Genomic DNA, 21,548 nt, shown 5'->3' with positions numbered 1-21,548 from the left:
ACGGAGGCCGGTGCGGCGGCCGCCGACGCGACCGGCACCGGTCGCAGGGGGCGAGGACAGACGGGAATAGAAGGGGACAGACGGGGGCGGACGAGGAGTGTCCGGGGACGGTGTGCGGTGGCGGGGCCCGGGACGGCGGAACCGGGATCAGGAATCGGGCCGGCGCCGTGTCAGCAGCCAGGCGGCGAGCAGACCGAGGCTGCATCCGGGCACCCAGACGAGCTGGTACCAGTAGAAGAAGGGGACACCCGCGAGCCGCGGCCGCTCCTGTGCGTACCAGGGCACCCACAGCAGGGCGACCACCGGCGCGGCCAGACAGATGCCGGCCGCGATCCGGCGGGCCACCCACCCGCCACCGTTGCGTGGTCGCCGGGCTCTTCCCCTCACGGGCTCCTCCGCGGTTGTCCGTTGTGCGTCGTCCGTCCCCGGCCGATGGCACCGGTGCCGTCGGTGTCGTCGTCGTACGGGCCGGTCTGTGGAAGAGTTGCCGGTCACCGCGGTTTGGTTGACACGGGATCGCCGGAAGATTTCCCTGGCTTCCCTGTCCTCCGAACGGCCCGTTCGCGCAACCAGGGGGTGTCCACCTGAAGCGGCCGGGCGACAACCGGGCGTCACAAGGCGCCCACAGCACGCAGCACGGACGGTGACCGATGACCGAAGGTGCCGTAGCGGCGGCGTTCCTCGCCGTCATCGGCGCGGCCTCGCTGCTGGCTGCGCGCGCCCGGCGTTTCCACACCACCGGAACCCTGCCGTCGCTGGACGGCTGGGCGCTCGCCGACCGGAGCCTCGGCACGGGATGGACCTGGCTGCTGCTGGGCGGCACGATCTTCACGGCGTACACCTTCACGGCCGTGCCGGGACTCGCGTACGGCAACGGCGCGCTCGCGTTCTTCGCCGTCCCGTACACCGTGATCGTCTGCCCGATGGCGTTCGTCCTGCTGCCCCGGCTCTGGGCCGTCGCCCGGGAGCACGGCTACATCACGGTGGCCGACTTCGTCCGCGGACGCCACGGCTCACCACCGCTCGCGCTCGCTGTCGCGCTCACCGGGATCCTCGCGACCATGCCGTATCTGGCGCTCCAACTCCTCGGGATCCGGGCCGTCCTGGACGCCGGCGGGATCAACCCCGCCGACACGGCGACCGGCGATCTCGTGATGGTCGTGCTCTTCGCCGGGCTCGCCGTCGCCACCTACCGGCACGGGCTGCGCGCACCCGCCGTCATCTCCGGCTTCAAGGGGGTCGCGGTCTTCGCCTCCGTGCTCGCGCTGGTGTGGCTGGTCCTCGACGAGTTCGGCGGACCCGGCGGGGTCTTCGACGCGGCCGGCACGGCGCTCGCGGCCCCGGGCGGGGGAGAGGCTTCCCTCCTGCTCACCCCCGACCAGCAGCCGGCCTTCGCGTCCCTCGCCCTCGGCTCCGCGCTCGCCCTGCTGATGTACCCGCACATCCTGACCGTCTCCTTCGCCGCCTCCGGGCCGTCGACCCTGCGGAAGGTCTGCGTGGGGCTGCCCGGGTGGACGGCGGTGCTGGCGCTCTTCGGGCTGCTCGGCATCGCCGCCGTGGCGGCCGGCGTGCGCACCCCGGCCGGAAGCGCCGAGTCCGCGGTGCCGATGCTGGTGGACCGGCTGATGCCCGCGCCGCTCGCGGGACTCGTCTTCGGCGCCATCACGGTCGGTGCGCTGGTCCCGGCCGCGGTGATGTCGGTGGCGGCGGCCACCTCGTTCGTACGGAACGTCTACGTCGAGTACGTTCACCCCACCGCCACCCCCAAACGGCAGGTACGCATCGCCAAGGCCGTCTCCCTCACCGCCAAGGTGGGCGCCGTCGCCTTCGTCTTCGGGCTGCGCGACCAGGCCGCCATCAATCTCCAACTCCTCGGCGGCGTATGGATTCTGCAGATCTTCCCCGCCGTCGCCATCGGCCTCTACACCCGGTGGCCGCACCCGCGCGCTCTGCTCACGGGGTGGGCCGCAGGCATGGGATTCGGTACGGTCATGGTCGTCCGGGAGGGCTTCTCACCCGTCGTACCGTTCGGCCCGAGCGGCCACTCCCCGGAGATCTACGCAGGTCTCGCGGCCCTGCTCGTCAATCTGGCGGTGGTCGTCGTGGGCACCGTCCTGCTGCGGTGGAGGGGTACACCGCGCGGACCGGATGCCACCTCGCTGTCCTCCCGACCCGCAGTCCAGCCCCGCCCCGAGACGGGAACGAGTTCGCCATGAGACGGACCCCACGCGCCGCCCGCACCCTGTTCGCCCCGGCACAAGAGCCCGCCGGCCGGGGCGAGGACCCGGGACATCCGCAGGACACCGGCCGGCCGGCGGAGCGGCCGGACGGAACGCGGGACGACGGCCGGGGCGCCGCCCGGCCGCCCGGGGCGGTCACCGACCCCGCCGAGACCGAGCGCGAGGCGGCCCTCGCACGGCTCTTCGCACGGCACTACACCTCGATGCTGCGGCTCGCCGCGCTGCTGGGGGCGGACGACCCGGAGAACATCGTGGCCGAGGCGTACTACGAGATCTACCGCAAGTGGCGCAGGCTGCGGGACGCCGACCGCGCCGAGTCCTATCTGCGCTCGGTGGTCTGCAATCTGACCCGGATGCGGATACGCCACCTCCAGATCGTCCGCAAGCACGCCGAGGCCCCCGCGGCCGACCCGGTGGCGTCGGCCGAGTACACGGCCCTGCTCCACGACGACCAGCAGGCGCTGATCCGGGCCCTCCAGCAACTGCCGCCCCGGCAGCGCGAGGCCCTGGTGCTGCGCCACTGGATGGGGCTCAAGGAGAGCGAGATAGCCAAGGCCATGGGGATCTCGACCGGCTCCGTCAAAACCCACACCGCGCGCGGTATCGCCGCACTGACCCAGGTGATGGAGAACCGCCGATGAACAGCCAGGACACCCAGCCGGTCGACGGCCCCGGCACCGAGGAGCGCCTGCGCGAGGCCATGGAGGCGCTCGCCGGGCAGGTGCACGCCGCGCCCGACGCGTACCGCACGGCACAGGGCGAGTGGCGCCGCCGGGAGCGCCGGCGGCGGCTGATCCTGTCCGTGCTGGTCGCCGTGGTCTTCACCCTGGCCACCCTCGCCGGGCTCTGGGTCCTCAACTCCGCGCCCGCCGGCTCCGGGGGGATCTTCAACGACGACCGGACGACCGCCCCGACCACACCGGCCGTCCCGGCGCCCCCGCCCGGCAGCTGACACGGGCGCACGCACGGCGTGCCCGTGCCCGACCGGAGCGGGCACAGAAGGTCGGGTGCGGCAGGGTGGTTCCTTCCTAACGTGGTGATCACCAGGAAGGAGTCCGGAGTGCTGGACCGGCTGAACCAGGCCATGGACCACATCGAGAGCCGTCTCGACCGGCGGATCGACGCGGCCGAACTGGCCCGTATCGCGATGACGTCGGAGTACCACTTCCGGCGGATGTTCTCGGCACTCGCGGGGATCCCGCTGTCCGAGTACATCCGGCGCAGGCGGCTCACCGTCGCCGGCGCCGAGGTGATCGCCGGGCGGCGGACGCTGCTCGACATCGCCGTGCGGTACGGCTACACGTCGGGCGAGGCGTTCGCCCGCGCGTTCCGCGCTGTGCACGGTGTCGGTCCGGGCGAGGCCCGGCGGACGGGCGCGGCCCTGCGCTCCCAGCCACGGATGTCCTTCCGTCTCATCGTCGAAGGGAGCAGCAGCATGCGGTACCGCGTTGTCGAGAAGGACGAGTTCCGGGTCGTCGGCAGGAGGAAGCGAGTGCCCATCGTCCATGAGGGCATGAACCCGGCCCTGGTCGAGTTCATCCGGGGCATCGGGCCGGAGACGCTCGCACGCCTGGAGGAACTGTCCGACCAGGAGCCGCGGGGGATCGTCGGCGTCAGTGACAACATCGACCCCAGCCGTGCCGAAGGCACCGAAATGGACTATCTGCACGGTGTGGTGACCACCGCCCCCGCGCCCGGCGACCTGGACGGGCTCGTCGTACCGGCGGGCACCTGGGCCGTCTTCGAGAGCTCCGGCCCGTTCCCGCACACGCTCCAGTACATGTGGCGGGACGTCTTCACCCAGTGGTTCCCCTCCAACCCGTACCGCAGCAGGCCGGGCCCCGAGATCCTCGGCACCCGGCTGTCCGGGGACGGCACGGAAGCGGACGCGGAGCTGTGGATCCCCGTGGAGCGCACCTCGGACTGACGGCAGCGTACGGCCGGTGGTCCGCCGAGGGGGACCTCCCGTGTCCTTGGTGCCCGGACGGCGGCGGGCCGAAGACCGCTTGACCCTGACACCGGGGCAGACCTCAGAGTGATCACGTCACTGATGCACGGACGGCCCACGGGCCGTCCGGGGAGACCGGGAGGCCGGATGAACACGCGCTGCGTCGTCCTCGACATCGGCGGGGTACTGGAGATCACGCCGGCGACGGGCTGGCAGGGCGGATGGGAACAGCGGCTCGGTCTGCCACCGGGCGAGGTGGACCGCCTGCTGGCGGGGGTGTGGCGGGCGGGAAGCACGGGAGCGCTCTCCGAGGAGGGAGTACGCACACGGGTCTCGGCGCTCCTCGGTCTCGACGCCGCCCGCACCGACGCGTTCATGGCCGATCTGTGGCACGAGTACCTCGGGTCCCCCAATGAGGAGCTGATCTCCTATGTACGGGATCTCCCCTCCCGCTGGCGCCACTGCCGACTCGGCATCCTCAGCAACAGCTTCGCCGGCGCCCGTGAGAGAGAGGAGGTGAAGTATCGTTTCGGCGAATTCATGGACGACATCGTGTACTCCCACGAGACCGGGATCCTCAAGCCCGATCCCCGTGCCTACCGGGCGGTGTGCTCGCGGCTCGGGGCGCGCCCGGAGGACTGCCTCTTCGTCGACGACGACCCGGCCCATGCGGCGGCGGCCCGGGAGATCGGGATGGAGGCGCATCTCTTCGAGGACAACCTCCGTGCCATGGTGCGTATCGCCGGTCATATGGCGGCCGTTCCGGGACGGCGCTGAGGGTCAACCCAAGGCCGGTCAGGCCCGGACGCCGCCCCGCCGGGGGTACTTCGGCGGCCCGTGACGCCACGGCGGCGCGGGCCGCCCGGGTAGGGGTGCGAGGGCCTTTCCGGCCGACGGTGCGGATGTCGCCATCCGCACCGGGCCGAAAGGCCCTCACCTTCTTCTCAGGACCACTCGGCCGAGGCCCGTGTCACCGGTCTCCACGGACAGGGCGTGCGGTCGGCTACCGTACGCCGGGCCCAGGCCCGGGACGGAGCCGGTTCACGGCCGGCGCGGTTGGACCACCATGGCGACGCGGTCCGCGACCGGCACCGTGGCGGCCACCTCGGTGGGTGTGTGCCCGGCCACGGGGGCCAGCCGCCACCGGGACAGCATCGTCACCAGAGCGATGGTCGCCTCCGTGTACGCGTAGATGTCCCCGATGCACTTGTGACTCCCGGCCCCGAACGGGATGAAGTGCTCGCGCTCCAGCCCGGCGGCCTTCTGACGCTCCGGCAGCCAGCGGTCCGGGTCGAAGGCGTCGGGGTTCTCGTACACGCGGCCGTCGCGGTGGATGGCGTACGGGCTGAGCGCGATCTCCGTGCCAGGGGGCACCAGATAGCCGCCCAGCTCCACCGGTTCCGTGGCGCGGCGCATCAGGAGGGTGACGCCGTGCAGCCGGATCACCTCGTCCACCACGCGGCGCACCCCCGGCAGCCGGGGCACATCCTCGATGGTGACCGGCCGGTCGCCGACCACCTCCAGGATCTCCGCGACCAGCTTCTTCTCCTCCTCCGGATGGCCGGCCAGGTGGTGCATCGTCCACGAGATCGTGGCCGCCGTGGTCTCGACCCCGGCGTAGAGGATGATGGTCAGCTCGTCCCTGACCTCGGTGTCGGTGAGCCCTTCCCCGCTCTCGGAGTCCTGCGCGGCGAGCAGCAGGGTCAGGAGGTCCTTCCGGTCGGTGCCCCCGGCCGCTCGGGACGCCAGGATGACGTCGTCGATGACCTTGCGGAGGTTCGCCGACGCGGTGTCGAATTCCCGGTTGGGGCGCACGGGCACCCGGTCGAGGATCTTGGGGGATGCCGCCCGCAACAGCATGTTCTTCATCAGGACCGGAAGGTTCCGATGGATGGTGTCGACCAGTGATTTGTCGACACCGGTGGAGAACAGCGTCTCCGCCAGTGTCTCCACGCCGTAGGTGGTCACCTCCTTCTGTATTTCGACCACGTCCCCCGGCTTCCAGGACTCCACCATCTCGGTCGCCTTGCGGCCCATGATCTCGGAGTACTGGGCTATTCGTTCCTTGGAGAACATGGGCTGGATCAGCCGGCGGTGCTTGCGGTGGAACTCCCCGTCGGAATTGGCCAGTCCGTTCCCCGCGAAGGGGCGTACCCGGTCGAAGAACCGGCCCTTCTCAAAGCTGCGTGCCTTCGTCGCCATCACCTGGTAGGCCAGTTCGGTCGAGGTGACGACGTACACCGGCAGGGTGCCCAGGTTGAGTCGGACCAGATCTCCGTGCGCGGGGAGAGACTTCAGGAATTCCAGGGGGTCTCGCCAGACTTTCAGGGCATGTCCGACAAGGGGTATGGCTCCCGGAACGCGGGGGATCGACTTCAGATCTGCTGACTGCAACTCAAGTGCCACAAGCATTCCCTTACTTCTCGACAGTGCGCCGCGCCCTTCGGCGCGGCGTACTCCACGGTCCAGTTGTCGAGGAGATCTCATCACCGGGAGACGGGTGGCGCGAGTGCGCCTCTGTGGCCCGGAAGGCGGCTGACCTCCTCTTAGGTGCCGAACGCTGTGTCAAGTGCTGTGCTGCGTCTACGAGTTCACCACTCACATGCCGAGGTGCATAGCTCCGCGTCTGGGTTGTTTTCGGTGCTGAATGAAGATGCCGGAGGATCGGTGTCCCCTATATGGCGATTTCTGGGTATCGGTGATGAGTCGGCCCGGGAACCTTCATGTACTCCTCCACAAGGGCAAGTTCCTTGCGAAACCACGTATCTGTGAGGATCGCCACGGGGATATGCTGCGGGCGCTGTGCCATCTCAGCTCCCTGTGCGAGGAGACGTCTGCCCATACCCGGCCCCGTCATGCCGTGACCCCTGAGAAGCGGCGGCGCACAGTGAACGTTCGCCGCACCCCGGGCTTCCGGCACGTGGCCCCGTCGACGATCATGACGTCGGCGGGAGCGGCGGGCTGATACTTCTTCGCATCCCGGCTTCACCGCCGTCCTGTACGCCGTTGTTCCTCGGAGGCATCGTGACCACCCCGTATCCAGACCCGACCGGCACCTCGTCCGCGCCCGTACCGCCTCCGGAGTGTCCTGCCCACGCACACGGAACCAGCGGACCGAGGCGGGTGTTCGGTCCCGAGGCCGAGGGCTCGCCGCAGTCCCTGTACGAGAAGCTGCGCCTCGAGCACGGCCGCGTCGCGCCCATACTGCTTCCCGGCGACGTTCCCGCCTGGCTGGTCCTCGGCCACCGGGAGAACCTGGAGGCGATGCGTACTCCCACGCTGTTCACCAACGACTCCCGGAACTGGAACGTGCTGAAGGAGGGGAGGCTCTCGGCGGACTCTCCGCTCCTTCCCATCACCACGTGGCAGCCGATCCTGGTGTTCGCCGACGGTGAGGAGCACGCGCGTCTGCGCAGCCCCATCACCGACGGCCTGGCGCAGTTCAACCGCCATGGAGTGCGCCGCCAGGCCGTCCGCTACACGCACCGGCTGATCGACGACTTCGCCGCGCGGGGCGAGGCGGATCTGGTGGCCGACTTCGCGGAGAAGCTGCCCGTCATGGTGCTCGCCCGCTTGTTCGGGATCCCCGAGGAGTACGGGATTCCGCTCGGCGCGGCCGTGCGGGACATGGTCCAGGGCACCCCGACATCCCTGCAGAGCAACGACTACATCATGGACACCCTGCGCCGGGTGGTGAAGCAGAAGCAGGAGGAGCCCGGCAAGGACTTCATCAGCTCGCTCCTCTCGCACGAGTCGGCCCTGACCGAGAACGAGGTCTGCGAGCAGCTGCGGGTCACGCTCACGTCCGCGAACGAGACCACCGTCAATCTCCTCGCCTACACCCTGCGCATGGTGCTGACGGACCCCCGGTTCCGCGGCAACCTGTCCGGTGGCCAGATGACGCTGCCCGACGCGCTGGACCAGGTGCTGTGGAACCACCCGCCGCTGATGGTGACACCGAACCGCTGGGCGAAGGGCGACACGGTCCTCGGCGGCCAGAAGATCCGGGCCGGGGACATGGTGATGCTCGGCCTCGCCGCCGGCAACTACGACCCCGAGATCCGCCCCGACCTCAACGCCTCGATGCACGGCAACCGTTCGCACCTCTCCTTCGGCGGCGGACCTCACGAATGCCCCGGTACGGACATCGGGCGGGCCATCGCGGACACCAGCATCGACACCCTGCTCGCCCGGCTGCCCGACATGCAGCTCGCCGTGTCCGAGGCGGAGTTGAAGGTGACCACCTCATGGATGTCCAGCCGTCTGGACGCCCTGCCCGTGCGCTTCCCGCGGGCGACCGCGGACGGAGCGCCGGCCGCGCCGGGTGACGGTGACCCCCGGCCGGCTCCGGCCGCCCAGCCGCTTCCCGCCGCCGCGCCCGCCGTGCCGGCGGCATCCGCCGCCACCGCGCCCCGCAGGTCCTGGTGGCGCAGGCTCCTGGGCGGACGGCGCTAGAAGTCTCTCGTTTGCATCGAGCCGGGTCGGGCCGGGTCGGGGAGCGGGTCCGGTGCCGGGGCACGTCCCCCTGGCTGCGCCGGGGGGACCCGCACCCGGGCCGAAGGCCGCGGTGGAGTCCCGGACCCCGCCGGGCCCGCCCTCGGGGCGGACGACGCTGCTTCGACGACACCCCCCGGCCTCGATTCCCCACACTTGCAAGCGGACCGGGATGCGCGCACCCCGGTCCGCTTCCCTGCTTCCCGGTCCGGCCCGTGCGCTGTGCGGGTGCGGCCGGAGGCCGGGGCCGGCGGGGTGAAGGCCCGGCGGGACGGGCGCCGGTGGTGATTTGGGCCGACCCCGCCGCATCCCTAGTGTGGATCCTGTGAAAGGGCAATTAGGAGAGCTTGAAGACGCGGTCATGACACAGGTATGGCGGCTGGACCGATCCGTGACGGTCCGGGAAATCCTGGAAGAACTTCAGCAGGATCGTTCCCTCGCCTACACCACGGTGATGACCGTGATGCACAAGGTGTACCGGAAGGGCTGGCTCCGGAGAGAACTCGACGGCCGCGCCTACCGGTACACGGCGGTCTCCACCCGGGCCGACTACGCGGCGGCCCTGATGAACGACGCCTGGTCACGGAGCGACCGGCCGGCCGCCGCGCTGGTCGCGTTCTTCGGTCTGATGTCGCAGGAGCAGCGGGAAGCGCTCCAGGAGGCGCTGGGCGTCATCGGTGCGGGACACGGCACGGGGGCGGAGCCGTCCGGGGACCCGTGACCCGCGCTCGCGGTGGCGAGTAACGGCCATGACGCCGGTGCTCCGTGCTCCGGCGACCTCGCGCGCCGGAACGAGGGGTCGACCCCGATTCGATCCGGCACCCGGACGGGGGCTCCGCCGATCCGGTCCGTTCCCGCGGCTCTGCGGACAGCGGGCTTCACCTACACGGCACGCCGTCACCTCCTCACCCTCCGGGCCCGCACACCATCCGGCTCCCTTTCCACAACCCAGCGCGGATCCCGGAGACGGCCCCGACGACACCGGGCAGCCCGCCGTCACCTCGTACCGCCATCGGTGATCCGCCGACGCCCCGCGCACCCGGTTCAGGGGATTCGGGCGGCTCACCACGGCTCACGAGGGGCCACGAAGGCTCACGACCGCTCGTCGGGTTCGACGGTGAAGTCCTGCGGCAGCGGGTGCGGTTCGGCCATGACCTCACCCATGGACAGCCTGGCGCGCAGGGCGAGCACCGAGCCGGCCCCGGCGCCCGACAACAGTTCACGGCGGACGGCCAGTTCCACCCGCCGACCGACCCGCTGCGACAGCAGATCGGCCCGGCCCTCCACCCGCGCTGCGGACAGGACGTCCACCGAGGCCAGCACCCACCCCGCGAGCCGGGGGTGGGGGCCGACGGCGAGCACCCGGACCCGCAGGGCCGTGAGGTTCTCCACGGGCGCGACCACGGTACTCAGACCCCCGCCGGCGCGGGGCTGCCCGTGTGCGTCCCGGCGAGCAGACCGACCAGGGCCGCCGCGATGGGCTGGCCCGTGTGCGACTCGTAAAAACCGTACGCGGGCATCGGGTTGACCTCGAAGCACACCCACTCCCCGTCCGGGCGGACCCGCAGGTCGATGCCGGACAGCGGCAGACCGAGCGCGGCGGCGAGCGCCGCCGACCGCCGGGCCACCTCCCCGGGCAGCTCGCAGGGGCTCAGCTCGGCGCGCAGACCGTCCCGGCCGGCGTAGCGGTAGTCGATCGCCGGTGAGTCCACCGCGGTCGCGAACGTCCGCCCGTCCACGACATGGACGCGTACGTCCCGCCCCGGCACATACGCCTGGAACTGCGTCGGCAGTCCTCGCACGAGATGCAGCCGCGATTCGTCCTCCACCGTCAGCTCCCGTACGACGGACCGGATTCCGCTGATCGACTTGTACACGATCCGGCCGTGCAGATCACGGAAGGCGCGCACCTCGTCGGGATCGTCGGTGACCAGGGTGTCGGGGACGGCGAAGCCCGCACGGGCGATCAGCTGCGCCTGGTATGGCTTCGACCCGTTGGACTCCATCGCCGCCGGCCGGTTCACCACGAGCGCCCCGGCCACGTCCAGCCACTCGGTGAACCAGCCGTGGAAGGCGTCCGTACGGGCCCGCGCGGCCGGGCCGCCGACCGTGGCCGGCGGCACCAGGGGACGTGCGTAGACGGCGGTGACCTCGTCCAGCGACAGCGATCTGCCCTCCGCGCGCAGCCGGTCGCCGAGCCCGGGGCCGAAGACCAGGTCGTAGTGCGCCAGCCGGCTCTGGTCGAGCACCAGATGCTCGACACCGGCCTCCCGCGCCGCGCTCACGGCCCGGGTGAGCGGTTCGTCGTCCGGGCAGCCGTAGAAAAGGATCACAGGTCTCTCCCGGGAGCCGTACCGGCCAGGGCGGTCAGGGCGCGTGCCACGGCCGAGCGCTGCACGTCCGTGCCGAGCGGCGGCAGCGGGTCGATCCGCACCACCGCCCCGGCCGCGAAGCACAGTTCGAACAGGGAGGTCCGCAGCAGGCCGCCCAGGCGGCGGCACCGCTCCGCGTGGCGGGCGGCGAGCGGGCCGACGACCGCCTCCCCGCACACCAGGACGCGTCCTCCCGGGTCGGGCGGGGTGTTCGGCCAGAGCTCTACCGGGACCGGAGCCGCGCTGCCGCCCGGCCAGGCGAGCCTGTGCTCCAGGCGCTCACCCGGCCGGACGGCGCCGATCAGCCCGGCGCGGGTCGCCCCGCCCCGGCGGGCCACCGGCAGTCCGCAGCGCTCGGCGTGGACGAGCGCCGCGGTCGCCGACAGGGGCCCCTGGGCGGTCCCGTAGGAGCTGACCGTGCCGAGGACCCGCGGGCCGAGCCCGAGGAGCCAGGCGGCGACCAGGGCGTGCAGCTCCGCCGACGCGTAGTCCCGGTCCTTCGCCGACGAGGTCCGGCTCAGCCCCGCCGGGGCGAGGTACGGAAGCCGGTGGAGTACCGCGCCCGTTCCGGCGTCGTCCAGGACCCGCCCGCCGGGCAGGACGATCCGCGTGGCCGCCCGGCCGTCCGGGCCGACCCGGTGGCTCCAGCGCGCGCGGGCCAGCTCGCCGGGCGACACGGGCAGGACCCGGTCGCCGCCCAGCCGGGCGGCGACGGCGCGGGCCACCGCCGCCGCGCCGGTGTCGCCGTACCCGGCGAGGACGACGACCGCGGCCGTCACCGCGGCGGGAGCGTGTCGAAGGCACGCTTGGCGCCGGAGTCGCCCGCCTCCATCGCCTGCCGCAGGGCCTGCGCATCCGTGTCGTACACCGGGCCGCCCGTGAGGTCGGGCCGGAGCGCGGATCCGATGAACGGCTCGGGCACCCCCTGACCGGCGCCGAGGCCCAGGGTCTCCTCGACCGCCTCCAGCCTGGCCCGCAGCTCGGCGACGGCCTCCGCGACCGGGTCGCCCCCGGCGGCGGCCGCGCCCGGGTCGGCGCCGCCCGCCGCGTCCCCGGTGCCTTCGCCGCCCTCACGGTCCACGGGCGGCCACTCGGGACGCTTGTGCTCGTACCGGTCCTTGAGGTCCTTGCGCTCTTTGAAGGGCTCCTTGAACTCCTTGGGACGCTCCTTGAACTCCTTGAGCTCCTTCTTCACCTCCTTGCGCGAGTCCTTGAGATCTTTGAGGCCGTCCTTGAACTCCTTCGCCGGCGACTTGCCGCAGGAGACCGCGACCGTCGCGGTCATGGTCGGGGCCGAGGCCGAGATGTTCGTCAGGGAGACGCAGGTCTCGGCGCCCGCGTACGACGTCGAGTTCGGCGAGGTCGAACCGGTCAGCGAGGTGTTGTTGGTGCTGCCGGGGTAGGGGTCGCCCGCGTCACCGCGGTTGCGCGCCATCTCCAGGTCCCGCCGGTTGTCGGCCTGTACGAGACCGACCTTGTAGTGGTTCTCGTCGGTGTTGCCCGGCTGCCGCTCGTCGATGTGCCACACCAGCAGCCCGGACCCGGGCATCGAGACGTCGTAGCCGCTCTGCTGCCGGTTCTCCACCAGGAAGTACTCGGGCCCGCCCGCGCCGTCCTTCCACAGCCGCTGGACCGTGTGACCGGTCTTCACGTCCTCGAAGGTGACGGTGGCGCGGGAGGTGACCGTGTTCGACGTCGCCCAGCCCTGGTTGACCTTGCAGTACGCGGACGGATGCACGGGAACGTCACCGCCGCCGCCCCAGGAACCGCCCCCCATCAGACACCAGTTGCCGACGCCTTCCGACGTGCCGTCGGTGTCGTACAGATCGGGGAAGCCGAACACCAGATGGCCCAGCTCATGGGCGCAGACACCGATCCTGGCGTCCTCGGGGATCGTCAGATACGCGTAGATCCGCGTCCCGTCCGAGGTGTGTACGGCGGGCAGATTCCACTTGTGCGACCAGATGTCACCGGGACGGCCGCTCGCCTCACCGCCCGAGCCCGCGTGCACCACGATGAAGGCGTCCACGAGCCCGTTGCCGTCGTTGTCGTACGGCGCGAAGTCCACCAGCGGGTCGGCCGCCAGCACCGCGTCCTGCGCCATGATCGGCGCCCGCGGAGTCCCGCTCGGCCTGCCGATGCCGAAGTTGTTGTTGGCGTACCAGGCGAGCGTCTGCGGCAGCCGCAGCGGGCCGACGACCTCACCGACGATGTCGATCAGGCCGTGGGTCACCTCGCGGAAGTACTCGCGGACACTGCCGTGGGGCATGACCCCGAGCGAGAAGAACAGGTCTTCGAAGTGCTTCTTCGATGCCGACATCGCCTTGTCGGAGAAGTCCGCGAGGACCACGACGACCCGTACGGACCCCCGCAGCGGCGCACGGTCGGCCGCCGCCGACTGGATGGTCTCGAACGGCGTCCCGAGCGGGAACTCGTCCGGCGGGAAGATCGTGCCGTCGTCGAAACCGATCCGGCGCGGCCCGCGCGCGACCGTGAACTGCTCGGCCAGCTCCTCGGCCCCCGAACGCAGCTGCTCCAGCTGCGCGTTCAGCCGTTCGCGCAGCTCAGGACTGGGTGCGACGGCGCAGAAGTCGGACCAGACGGCATAAGCCGTCCGTTGCCGCTGGGCATGCTCTGACATGTGTACCCCCCGATGGATGCCCGGCACGGACGGCCGCGTCCACTGTGCGCGGACCGGTGCCGTGAACTCCTACGCATCGTAGGAATCCGCCATCGGCGAGTCGACCCGGGCGCCTGCTCTGCCCGGTCCCCGGGCCCGAATACGGCCACGGGCGCCAGCGTGCCGTCCGCCGGGGAACGTACCCGAAGTCGTCCGCGCGCACGGGAAGCCCGCGCCCCGGCGGACTCCCCGTGCGTGTACGGAACGGGTCACGCCCGTGGCCGCCGTACGGCGGGGCTCACTCCTGACCGGCGCGTACCACCGCGACGGGGCAGTGCGCGTGGTGCAGCGCCGCCTGGCTGACCGAGCCCAGCAGCAGCCCCTTGAAGCCGCCGCGGCCCCGCGCGCCCACGACCAGCAGCTGGGCGTCCTCGCTCGCGTCGATCAGGGCGGGACGGATCCGCTCCTGGACGAGACGCCGGTGGACGGTCACGTCCGGGTACTTCGCCTGCCAGCCGGAGAGCGCCTCGGCCAGCAGCCGCTCCTCCGTCTCCCGGAGCCGTTCGGCCCCGTCGACGAGGTTCTGCGGATGGCCCGGGTCGTCGTCGCCCCGCTCGGTCCAGGTGTTCCACGCGTGCAGCGCGACGAGTTCGGCACCGCGCAGCGACGCCTCGGCGAACGCGAACCCCACCGCGGCCTCCGCCTGCGGGGAGCCGTCCACCGCCAGCAGTACCGGACCGGACGGATCCGGGGTGCCGCGCACCACCAGGACCGGGCACCTGCCGTACGCGGCGAGATGCACGGCCGTGGAGCCGACCAGCAGACCGATGAAGCCGCCCATGCCCCGGCTGCCGACGACGATCAGGGACGCCGTACGCGACTGGGCCTCCAGCACGGTCAGCGGCTCGCCCGGGACCAGGTCCGAGCTCACCTCGACGTCCGGTTCCACGCGCCGCGCGTGCTCCACGGCCTCCGTGAGCAGCCGCTCGGCGATATTGCGCAGTCCGCCGTCACGGGGGCCCATGGGCGAGGGGCCGAGCGGCACATGCATGTTCGGCCAGATGAAGGCGTGCACCACTTGCAGGCCCAGCCCGCGCAGCCGCGCCTCCCGGGCGGCCGTCTCCACGGCGGCGAGACTCGACGGCGAGCCGTCCACGCCCACTACGACCGGACCGTTCCTCACAGCATTCCCCTCTCACTCGGTGCGGCGACCGCATCGGCGCCGTCGCCGTCCCGTCTCCAGTGTCGATCGTGTGATGAGGAGCTGCCAGGGGCCGAACGACCCGGAGCCAGGGGCCGAACAGCCCGGGAGCCCGGACGTCCCCACCGGCCACGGAGAGTGATGTCTCGGTCCCGTTCGGTACGGTCCCGTCCGGCCCGACCGGACCGCCGAGCGGCGGAACCGCTTACCACAGGGAAGCGACTCAGCGCTGCCGTCTGGAACACCCTGAAGACGATCAGCTTGTACGAGGCTCTGGGTCCCGGTCCTTCGCGGCGCCGCTGGATGTGTGATGGAAGGCGCGGACGCCTCGGCCGCGTCGGACAGGTGACGGGCCCGGATGCCGGCTCACGGGTGTCTCCTCGGTGCGATGGGGTGGTGCGCGCCTGATGGGGCGGGGCAGCCCGGGTGCCATCGCCCGCGAGGTCAGCGCCACCCGTGAACCGGCCGCCATCACCGATCACGGGCAGACCGTCGCGAACCTGTTCAGCCCCGCTGAAGCCCTGGACGGGTGAGGGCCTCCCCGGTCGAGTATGCCGGGTCTCCCGTCCTGCGCACCCCTGTTCTTGAGCGTTGAGCACGGTCAGGTGAGCCCCAGGGCGTGAGCACAGTCCGGGCACCGTTTCGTCGCCCGGAGCGCGGTGTTGCCGTCCGTCGCCCGTACGGGCTGCTGCGCACCGAGCCGGGTCCAGAGCCCCCGTTCCGGTGCGGGAATCCACCCCCAGCCGGCGTCCTGCGGCGACTCCACTTCGTGGTTGCACGCTCCTGGAATGTGGGCGTAGCCCGTCGGAGAGATCAGGAGCATCCCGGCGGCGTTCTCCCACCGGACCCGTGGTGCTGCGCTCGCGCCGTTCATGGGCCGGGGGGCCGCGCCGTCCGGCGGGCAATCGCATCCCTCTCCGACGAACAGGTCGCATCGCTCGCATCGCGTTCGCTTCATGCCTCCATGATCGCGCGGGGGAGAAGGAAGAGGAACGGCCACCAGGATCTGCTGGCAATGGCAGGATTTCGCGATCGGAAAGCACGGAAGGAACGTGTACGAGGTAGGGGTGCGGAACTCCTTCCGATTCGATGGGAATCCGCAAGTGTCGTAGTAATCGGGTCCATCGTCGGATCCGTTCTCGGCAGAATTGCAGGTGCCGCGCCCCATGCCACCCTTGTCATCTTCAACGCGTCATGGTCACTCCTTGCCCTGGTGGCGCTCACGAGATTCTTCGGCCGAACGCCTCGAATGGTGATGCTCTTGGTCCTTTCCTTCTTCCTCGCGATCGTTTCCTTTCTGTTTTCGGCTGGTCTCACGTAATTCCGGTCCGATGCTGTCCGGTTCTGCTGCAACGACGGCAAAATGTGCTGCAAGAAGGTGAGAGGAATGGAAAACTCCTTTAAGGATGAAGGTCTCCTGGCGAAGAGTATTCCCTGGATATCGATTCCCCTTGTGATCATCCTTGCGGCAGCGGTGATCTCCTCCGATCGCTCGGTCGTCCTCAAGCTTCTGGCGCCAGTAGCGGCCATCATCGTGACGGTGAGCTGCGCAAGGAAGATTGCTCGTCAGTTCAATAGTCAACGTTGATGATCGGGTATTCCGAATTTCTGAGCCCACTGGAACGTCGGTTACCGGGGCGCTCGAATTTCCGCGCCAAATTATCGTTGACGCCAGATGATCCCGCCGAATCATCAGGTCGGCGGGATCATCTCGATACAATACCTTTTCGGATCGACAGGAATTGCTGGAAAGTCGAACTGTGGTATCGCGCGGGGCTGACTTCTCGGACTGTGGATCTGAAACTCGAAGGGTTCTGATCCAGGAGCTGGCGCGGCCTTTCGCGTGCCGTCCGTTCGCGCGGATGATCCTGCTCGAAGTTCGACGCCGCGCTGAGCGTCCGGACAGCGTGTCCCCGGCGGGCACCTTGTCATGCGCCGGGTAACCGGACGGCCGGGCCGGCCGTGCCGGAGCCCGGGAACCCGGCGCCGGCGGGTTCCCGGGCTCCGGGTCCACCCCGCGCGCCCGTACCGTTTCCGGCGGGGCCCGGTCCGGTCACTGGATCGTGGTCTCGTTGCCCGAGATCTCGCCGTTCCGGGCCCGGAGTTCGGCCGTGCCGTCTCCCGTCTGCGTGGTGTTGTCACGCACCACACCCCGCCGGGAGGCCCGCAGCCGGAGCCTTCCGGACAGCCCCACGGTGGAGGTGTTGCCGGTGACGCGCCCGCCCGAGGTGGCCTCCATGGTCACGGGCCCGTCATCCTCCGCCGAGGAGGTCCCGAGGACCGCCACCGCGACCAGGGCGCACACCAGGACGGCGAATCCGGCGCCGAGCGTCCAGCTCCACGCGTTCGTCAGCAGGTTGGTCACCACCCCGACGGCGACACTCAGCAGCACCGACAGCGCGGCGGCCCACTTGGCGTTCATGCCTCCACCTCTCCCTCGTTCTCGATGGACTCCCGGGAGCGCAGCCGTCCGGCCTGCGCCACGCTCCGGGGATCGTGCAGTACGTCGATGTCGATCAGCTCGGCGGTTCCACGGGCCTCCATGGCCAGCCCGGCCTCCGACTGGGCCGTCGCCAGCGCGAGCAGCGCCTCGGCCCGGAGGCCGCGGTCCCCGCAGTCGCGCGCCGACGCGCAGGAGTCCGCCAGCAGCGCGAGACCGGTCTGCGTGTTCCGCGCGGCGGTCTGCGCGAGACCGAGCACGAGTGCGGTACGGGCGGCCAGGCGGGCGTCGTCGAGACCCGCCGCGAGTTCACGGGCCTCGCCCGCGTGGCCGAGCGCCGCTTCGAGGTGGTCCAGGCGCAGCGCCACAGCGGCGAGGCACAGCAGCGCGTCGATCCGCAGTTCCCCGGCCAGCTCCAGCTCCCGTCCGATGCCCAGTGACTCGGTGGCCAGGCGCACCGCACGGTCCCAGTCCCGGTCGAGCCAGGCCACGTCCGCCAGCCCGAGCAGCGCCCGGACCTTCTGCTCGGGGCCGCAGTGCGCGCTCAGCTCCAGCACGCGCCGGAAGGCGGCCTCCGACTCCCGGGCCCGCCCCCGGTCGAAGGCGATGTTCCCGAGCCAGGCCCAGGCGTCGATCTGCCCCATGACGTACTCACCGTCGCCGCAGCGATCGATCGCCGCGTGGAACAGGCGCTCCGCGTCATCCAGTTCACCGAGCAGTGCGGCGACCCGGCCCTGTCCGACCAGGCCCAGCACCTCCCCGGCGAGGTAGCCTCCCTGCGCGCCGAGTACCGTCGCGCGCCGGTAGGCGTCGCCCGCCCGGTCGAGATCGCCGCCGTCCCGCCACACGTGCCCGAGGACGTTCAGCACGTCGGACTGCCAGCCGGGATTGCCGAGCGCCTCGAACCGTTCCAGGGCTCGCAGGTAGTTGTCCTCGGCCTCGCCGCGCCGCCCGGCGGCATGTGCCGTGTGCCCGAGGCCGTACCACGCCTCGGCGACGCACTCGGAGTCGGCGGAGCCCTCCGCCGCATCCACGGCGGCGAGGTAGGCCCGTTCCGCCTCCTGCCAGCGGCCGAGATCCGAGGTGATCCGCCCCAGGACGCACAGCGCCGACGCCTGGCCCCGCCGGTCGCCGACCCCTTCGTACAGCTCCAGCGCGCGGATCGCCGGGTCCTCGCCCTCCGCGGGGCTGCTGCGCTCACGGAAGGTGGCCGCGATGCCGCACCACGCCTCGGCCTCCCCGTGCTCGTCCCCGATGCTCCGGGACAGGTCCAGCGCGGAGCGGTGCGCGTCCATGGCCGTGTCGAACGCGCCCCGGTCGAAGGCCACATGGCCGAGCCCGTTCCACGCCTCCGCCTGGAGGTCGGCCTCCCCGGCCTCGATGCCCAGCGCCAGCGCCCTGCGGTAGCCCGCCTCGGCCGCCGCCACGTCGCCCGTGGCGTGCTCCGCCTGGGCGATCCCGCGCCAGGCCGCCGCCTCCACCCCCGGCTCGCCGAGCGCGTCGACCAGCGCCAGGGCCCGCCGATGCGCCTCGACGGCCCGCGCCGGCGAGCCCGTGTTCAGCCGCACGCGTCCCAGACCGTTCCACACGGCGGCCTGTTCGGCCGGGTCGCCGGCCTGTTCGGCCAGGGGCAGCAGCCGCTCGTACGTCTCCCGGGCGAGCGGCAGGTCCCCGGAGTACTCGGCCGTCCTCGCCAGATCGGCGGCCAGGGACTTCTCCGGCTCGCCGCCGGACGCCCCCGCCGCCGCGGCGAGTTCGGCGTAGAGCGCCACCGCCTCCCCGTAGTACTGGAGCGCGTCCGCCGACCGGGCCAGGGGGAGCAGCAGGCGCTCACGGAGGCCGGTGCTCGGGTTCCGGCCGGCGCCGGTGCCGCGGTCGGCCCGGCCCGCCGGGTCGGGACCGTCGTGGGGGCGGTCGCCCTCGCCGTCGCCGTCGCCCTCGCCCGCGCGTTCGTGTTCGTGTTCGTGTTCGTGTTCGTGTTCGCCGAGCATCCGCAGGGCGCGGCCGAGATGGCGATAGGCCCGGGTGTGCCGCTCCTGGTGCCAGGCGATGAGCCCGGAGATCTCCGTCGCCACCGCCACGAGGCGGGGCAGCGACTCCGTGACGGCGGACACGGTCTCGTCCGCCAGGACGGCATCGGTGTACCGCAGGGCCACGTCCCACCGTTCGGCCTCGTACGCCTCGCGCAGCCCGGCCTCCCACCGCCCGGCCGTCGCATCGTCCCCCGTCGCGAAACGGTGGTAGCACTCCTCCAGGAAGAGCCCGGCGTCCGCGCAGTAACCGGCGGCCCGCCGGTGGGCGGTGACCAGCCCGGCGGGATCGGACTCCCGCAGCGACGCCAGCAGGGCGACCCGCAGCAGCGGGTGGAGGACGAAGCGCCTGCCGCCCTGCGGATGCCGGTATCCGCGGATGAACGAGTGGCCCAGCAGCCGGCGCTCCCAGCCCCGCGGCAGCCGGGCCGAGCCGGTCACGGCGCGCACCGCACCCGTCCGTACGTCCCGCAGGACGGCGGCGGCCCGCAGGATGTCCCGGTACCCGTCCGGGAGCCGGGACTCGAACTCGCGGGGCAGCCACTGTTCCACCGGAGCCGTCCGGGACCGCTCCAGGATCCATTCCGCGGTCAGCGGAGACGATGTCCCGCGGCGGGACGCCTCGTCGGCGACGGCGGCCACCCACACCGGCACCCCCCGGCACGAGCGGTGGACGGCCTCGGCGACCTCGGGTGAACCGAGGCCGCAGGTCTCCAGGAAGGCGAGGGTCTCGCGCGCGTGCCACGCGCGCAGGGGCACCTCGGTGGACAGGGCGCGGTCCACGGGCAGTTCCTCGCCGGACGCCAGGACGAACCGCAGCCGGGGTGCCGCCCGAAGCAGGGCGGGCAGCACCTCCCCGGTGAACCAGGCGGCGACGTCGGCGCCCCGTGAGCGGTCCTCCGCCACGGGGGTCTCCAGATACCTCAGCCACTCGCACGCGTCGATCATCACCAGGCGTGTGCGTCCCCGGGTCCGCCGTGCGATCCGGAGCAGGCCCGTCACCAGGGCTTCCGGGTCGGCCGGTTCCCGGTGGGAGTGCACCGTCGTCACATTGTGCGAGACCGAGCCGCCGCGGCCCGCGCGCAGGACGATCCGCACCCCGGCCCGGCGGCGGCCGCGTCCGGCGCCGAGGGCCCGCCGGTAGCGCCACAGCAGCCAGGGCCCGAAGCGGCTTCCCGAGGCCAGTGACCCCGCGAGCGCGCCGGACAGATGCTCGGCCAGCTCGGCCACCGGGTGCCTGCGGACGATCTCGTCGAGATCGATCAGCCGGACGGGACAGGACGCGGTGGCCCTGGTGTGCCGCAGCAGCAGGGACTTGCCGAGCCCGCTGACGCCCCGGACGACGACCACGGGACGTTCCGCGTCCGGCTGCTGCAGCGCGCGCAGGACCTCCTCCGGCGCCCGTCTGCGGATGTACCGTCCCACATGCTCATAGACCACTGAACCCCCCGTACCGTGCTCCGGCCGTCCGGCCGCCGTGCGTGAGGGGGTGGTACCCAGGTCCGGGCCGTAATCCACCCCGCCCGCCGTGCCATCGAGCGGGTGGGGCGGACGGCGAGGGCGGGGACCGCGGCCGCTCGCCCCGGCGGACGCGGCCGCGTTCCCCTCGGCATCACCACCGCGGCAGCCGTGCTCATCCGGCTCCGCCCGGGACGGCCCGGACCCGGCTCAGTCCTCGACCCGGCTGGCCGGGCGGTAGCGGAGCCGGTCGTACTCGGGGTGGCGGTCCATCCAGCCGGAGATGAAGGGGCATACGGGCAGCACCTTGAGCCCCTGGGCGTCGGCGAGTTCGATCCCGGCCCTGGCCAGGGCCGAGCCCACACCCATGCCCTCGAACCGCCGGGGCACCTCGGTGTGGACGAAGGCGATCAGCTCGGCGGTACGGATGTACTCCGCCTTGCCCGCGATGTCCGGGCCCGCCTTCGCCCGGAGGTGGTTCGCTTCGGGCACGTCCTCCACGGACACATCTGTGTTCTCCATGGCGCACATGCTGTCATCCGGGGCGGCGTGATGCAGGAGAACGCCCGGCCGGGGGTGCGGCCCGGGGCCGCCGTCGGAGGCCGCTCCGGGCCTGGTGGACCGGCCTTCCGGGGGCGGGCGACGTCCTGCCGCCGGGGAGCGCGCTCCCGCCGGGGAACGAAACGAAGGCGCCGCGGGCCAGGCGTACCCGGTGCCCGTCCCGGTCGGAGTGCGCGAACGGCCG

General features: G+C 71.8%; 20 protein-coding genes. 8 read left to right on the top strand and 12 right to left on the bottom strand.

The features are described from left to right. Positions 1-147: 147 nt before the first annotated feature. Positions 148-345, bottom strand: coding sequence for a DUF3311 domain-containing protein (locus ACFYT4_RS02075; protein WP_389264345.1), 198 nt, complete (start codon positions 343-345; stop codon positions 148-150). 305 nt (positions 346-650) lie between these two features. Here ACFYT4_RS02075 and ACFYT4_RS02070 point away from each other — a divergent pair, with 305 nt between their 5' ends. The 5 genes from ACFYT4_RS02070 to ACFYT4_RS02050 all read left to right on the top strand — a co-directional run bounded on the left by ACFYT4_RS02070 (position 651) and on the right by ACFYT4_RS02050 (position 4,965). Continuing rightward, positions 651-2,216, top strand: a complete 1,566-nt coding sequence (locus ACFYT4_RS02070) for a sodium:solute symporter (protein WP_389264343.1) — start codon at positions 651-653, stop codon at positions 2,214-2,216. Continuing rightward, positions 2,213-2,881, top strand: coding sequence for an RNA polymerase sigma factor (locus ACFYT4_RS02065; protein WP_389264341.1), 669 nt, complete (start codon positions 2,213-2,215; stop codon positions 2,879-2,881). Before ACFYT4_RS02070 ends, ACFYT4_RS02065 begins: the two co-directional genes overlap by 4 nt. Beyond that, positions 2,878-3,192, top strand: coding sequence for a hypothetical protein (locus ACFYT4_RS02060; protein WP_389264339.1), 315 nt, complete (start codon positions 2,878-2,880; stop codon positions 3,190-3,192). Before ACFYT4_RS02065 ends, ACFYT4_RS02060 begins: the two co-directional genes overlap by 4 nt. A gap of 108 nt (positions 3,193-3,300) precedes the next feature. Next, positions 3,301-4,167 carry a GyrI-like domain-containing protein gene (locus ACFYT4_RS02055; protein WP_389264759.1) on the top strand — a complete coding sequence of 289 codons (867 nt, stop codon included), beginning with the start codon at positions 3,301-3,303 and terminating at the stop codon, positions 4,165-4,167. Between the two features lie 168 nt (positions 4,168-4,335). Next, a complete protein-coding gene (locus tag ACFYT4_RS02050; RefSeq protein ID WP_389264337.1) occupies positions 4,336-4,965 on the top strand; it encodes an HAD-IA family hydrolase in 630 nt (209 codons plus the stop codon). A 264-nt stretch (positions 4,966-5,229) separates the two neighbouring features. Here the strand turns inward: ACFYT4_RS02050 and ACFYT4_RS02045 are convergent, their stop codons facing one another. Then, a complete protein-coding gene (locus ACFYT4_RS02045) occupies positions 5,230-6,600 on the bottom strand; it encodes a cytochrome P450 (protein WP_389264336.1) in 1,371 nt (456 codons plus the stop codon). Between the two features lie 612 nt (positions 6,601-7,212). On the opposite strand from ACFYT4_RS02045, the gene ACFYT4_RS02040 reads away from it, so the two are divergent. Then, complete coding sequence (locus ACFYT4_RS02040) at positions 7,213-8,643, top strand: cytochrome P450 (RefSeq protein ID WP_389264334.1); 1,431 nt, start codon at positions 7,213-7,215, stop codon at positions 8,641-8,643. Between the two features lie 364 nt (positions 8,644-9,007). After that, the gene (locus ACFYT4_RS02035; protein ID WP_389264332.1) at positions 9,008-9,403 is read left to right on the top strand and encodes a BlaI/MecI/CopY family transcriptional regulator; all 396 of its coding nucleotides are present in this window, start codon (positions 9,008-9,010) and stop codon (positions 9,401-9,403) included. Positions 9,404-9,774: 371 nt separating this feature from the next. Here the strand turns inward: ACFYT4_RS02035 and ACFYT4_RS02030 are convergent, their stop codons facing one another. The 5 genes from ACFYT4_RS02030 to ACFYT4_RS02010 form a co-directional block, all read right to left on the bottom strand. Next, positions 9,775-10,074: a hypothetical protein gene (locus ACFYT4_RS02030; protein WP_389264330.1), complete on the bottom strand. Its 300-nt coding sequence runs from the start codon at positions 10,072-10,074 to the stop codon at positions 9,775-9,777. 17 nt (positions 10,075-10,091) lie between these two features. Continuing rightward, positions 10,092-11,015, bottom strand: a complete 924-nt coding sequence (locus ACFYT4_RS02025) for a RimK family alpha-L-glutamate ligase (RefSeq protein ID WP_389264328.1) — start codon at positions 11,013-11,015, stop codon at positions 10,092-10,094. Continuing rightward, on the bottom strand, positions 11,012-11,833 hold the full coding sequence (locus ACFYT4_RS02020) for a hypothetical protein (protein ID WP_389264326.1): 822 nt from the start codon (positions 11,831-11,833) through the stop codon (positions 11,012-11,014). The genes ACFYT4_RS02025 and ACFYT4_RS02020 overlap by 4 nt, the downstream gene beginning before the upstream one ends. Beyond that, complete coding sequence (locus ACFYT4_RS02015; protein WP_389264325.1) at positions 11,830-13,695, bottom strand: M6 family metalloprotease domain-containing protein; 1,866 nt, start codon at positions 13,693-13,695, stop codon at positions 11,830-11,832. Before ACFYT4_RS02015 ends, ACFYT4_RS02020 begins: the two co-directional genes overlap by 4 nt. A 277-nt stretch (positions 13,696-13,972) precedes the next feature. Continuing rightward, complete coding sequence (locus ACFYT4_RS02010) at positions 13,973-14,857, bottom strand: universal stress protein (protein ID WP_389264323.1); 885 nt, start codon at positions 14,855-14,857, stop codon at positions 13,973-13,975. Between the two features lie 425 nt (positions 14,858-15,282). On the opposite strand from ACFYT4_RS02010, the gene ACFYT4_RS02005 reads away from it, so the two are divergent. After that, positions 15,283-15,408: a hypothetical protein gene (locus tag ACFYT4_RS02005; protein ID WP_389264321.1), complete on the top strand. Its 126-nt coding sequence runs from the start codon at positions 15,283-15,285 to the stop codon at positions 15,406-15,408. Between the two features lie 68 nt (positions 15,409-15,476). Here the strand turns inward: ACFYT4_RS02005 and ACFYT4_RS02000 are convergent, their stop codons facing one another. The 5 genes from ACFYT4_RS02000 to ACFYT4_RS01980 all read right to left on the bottom strand — a co-directional run bounded on the left by ACFYT4_RS02000 (position 15,477) and on the right by ACFYT4_RS01980 (position 21,325). Further along, entirely contained in the window at positions 15,477-15,833 is a 357-nt protein-coding gene (locus ACFYT4_RS02000) for a hypothetical protein (protein ID WP_389264319.1), read from the bottom strand. Positions 15,834-16,073: 240 nt separating this feature from the next. Further along, complete coding sequence (locus ACFYT4_RS01995; protein ID WP_389264317.1) at positions 16,074-16,457, bottom strand: hypothetical protein; 384 nt, start codon at positions 16,455-16,457, stop codon at positions 16,074-16,076. A 471-nt stretch (positions 16,458-16,928) separates the two neighbouring features. After that, positions 16,929-17,297, bottom strand: coding sequence for a hypothetical protein (locus tag ACFYT4_RS01990; protein ID WP_389264315.1), 369 nt, complete (start codon positions 17,295-17,297; stop codon positions 16,929-16,931). Further along, positions 17,294-20,770: a tetratricopeptide repeat protein gene (locus ACFYT4_RS01985; RefSeq protein ID WP_389264313.1), complete on the bottom strand. Its 3,477-nt coding sequence runs from the start codon at positions 20,768-20,770 to the stop codon at positions 17,294-17,296. Before ACFYT4_RS01985 ends, ACFYT4_RS01990 begins: the two co-directional genes overlap by 4 nt. 243 nt (positions 20,771-21,013) lie before the next feature. Continuing rightward, entirely contained in the window at positions 21,014-21,325 is a 312-nt protein-coding gene (locus ACFYT4_RS01980) for a GNAT family N-acetyltransferase (RefSeq protein WP_389264311.1), read from the bottom strand. Positions 21,326-21,548 lie beyond the last annotated feature (223 nt).

Origin of the sequence: Streptomyces sp. NPDC004609, from assembly GCF_042873655.1 — a bacterium.
Lineage (GTDB): Bacteria > Actinomycetota > Actinomycetes > Streptomycetales > Streptomycetaceae > Streptomyces.
This window is presented reverse-complemented; position numbering and strand designations above follow the sequence as displayed.

What these genes read in the sequence shown, in the direction of transcription:
- ACFYT4_RS02065 (WP_389264341.1), top strand. Translation starts at nt 2,213, where the DNA reads ATGAGACGGACCCCACGCGCCGCCCGCACCCTGTTCGCCCCGGCACAA.
- ACFYT4_RS02045 (WP_389264336.1), bottom strand. Translation starts at nt 6,600, where the DNA reads ATGCTTGTGGCACTTGAGTTGCAGTCAGCAGATCTGAAGTCGATCCCC.
- ACFYT4_RS02000 (WP_389264319.1), bottom strand. Translation starts at nt 15,833, where the DNA reads ATGAAGCGAACGCGATGCGAGCGATGCGACCTGTTCGTCGGAGAGGGA.
- ACFYT4_RS02060 (WP_389264339.1), top strand. Translation starts at nt 2,878, where the DNA reads ATGAACAGCCAGGACACCCAGCCGGTCGACGGCCCCGGCACCGAGGAG.
- ACFYT4_RS02005 (WP_389264321.1), top strand. Translation starts at nt 15,283, where the DNA reads ATGGGGCGGGGCAGCCCGGGTGCCATCGCCCGCGAGGTCAGCGCCACC.
- ACFYT4_RS02070 (WP_389264343.1), top strand. Translation starts at nt 651, where the DNA reads ATGACCGAAGGTGCCGTAGCGGCGGCGTTCCTCGCCGTCATCGGCGCG.
- ACFYT4_RS02050 (WP_389264337.1), top strand. Translation starts at nt 4,336, where the DNA reads ATGAACACGCGCTGCGTCGTCCTCGACATCGGCGGGGTACTGGAGATC.
- ACFYT4_RS01990 (WP_389264315.1), bottom strand. Translation starts at nt 17,297, where the DNA reads ATGAACGCCAAGTGGGCCGCCGCGCTGTCGGTGCTGCTGAGTGTCGCC.
- ACFYT4_RS02015 (WP_389264325.1), bottom strand. Translation starts at nt 13,695, where the DNA reads ATGTCAGAGCATGCCCAGCGGCAACGGACGGCTTATGCCGTCTGGTCC.
- ACFYT4_RS01980 (WP_389264311.1), bottom strand. Translation starts at nt 21,325, where the DNA reads ATGGAGAACACAGATGTGTCCGTGGAGGACGTGCCCGAAGCGAACCAC.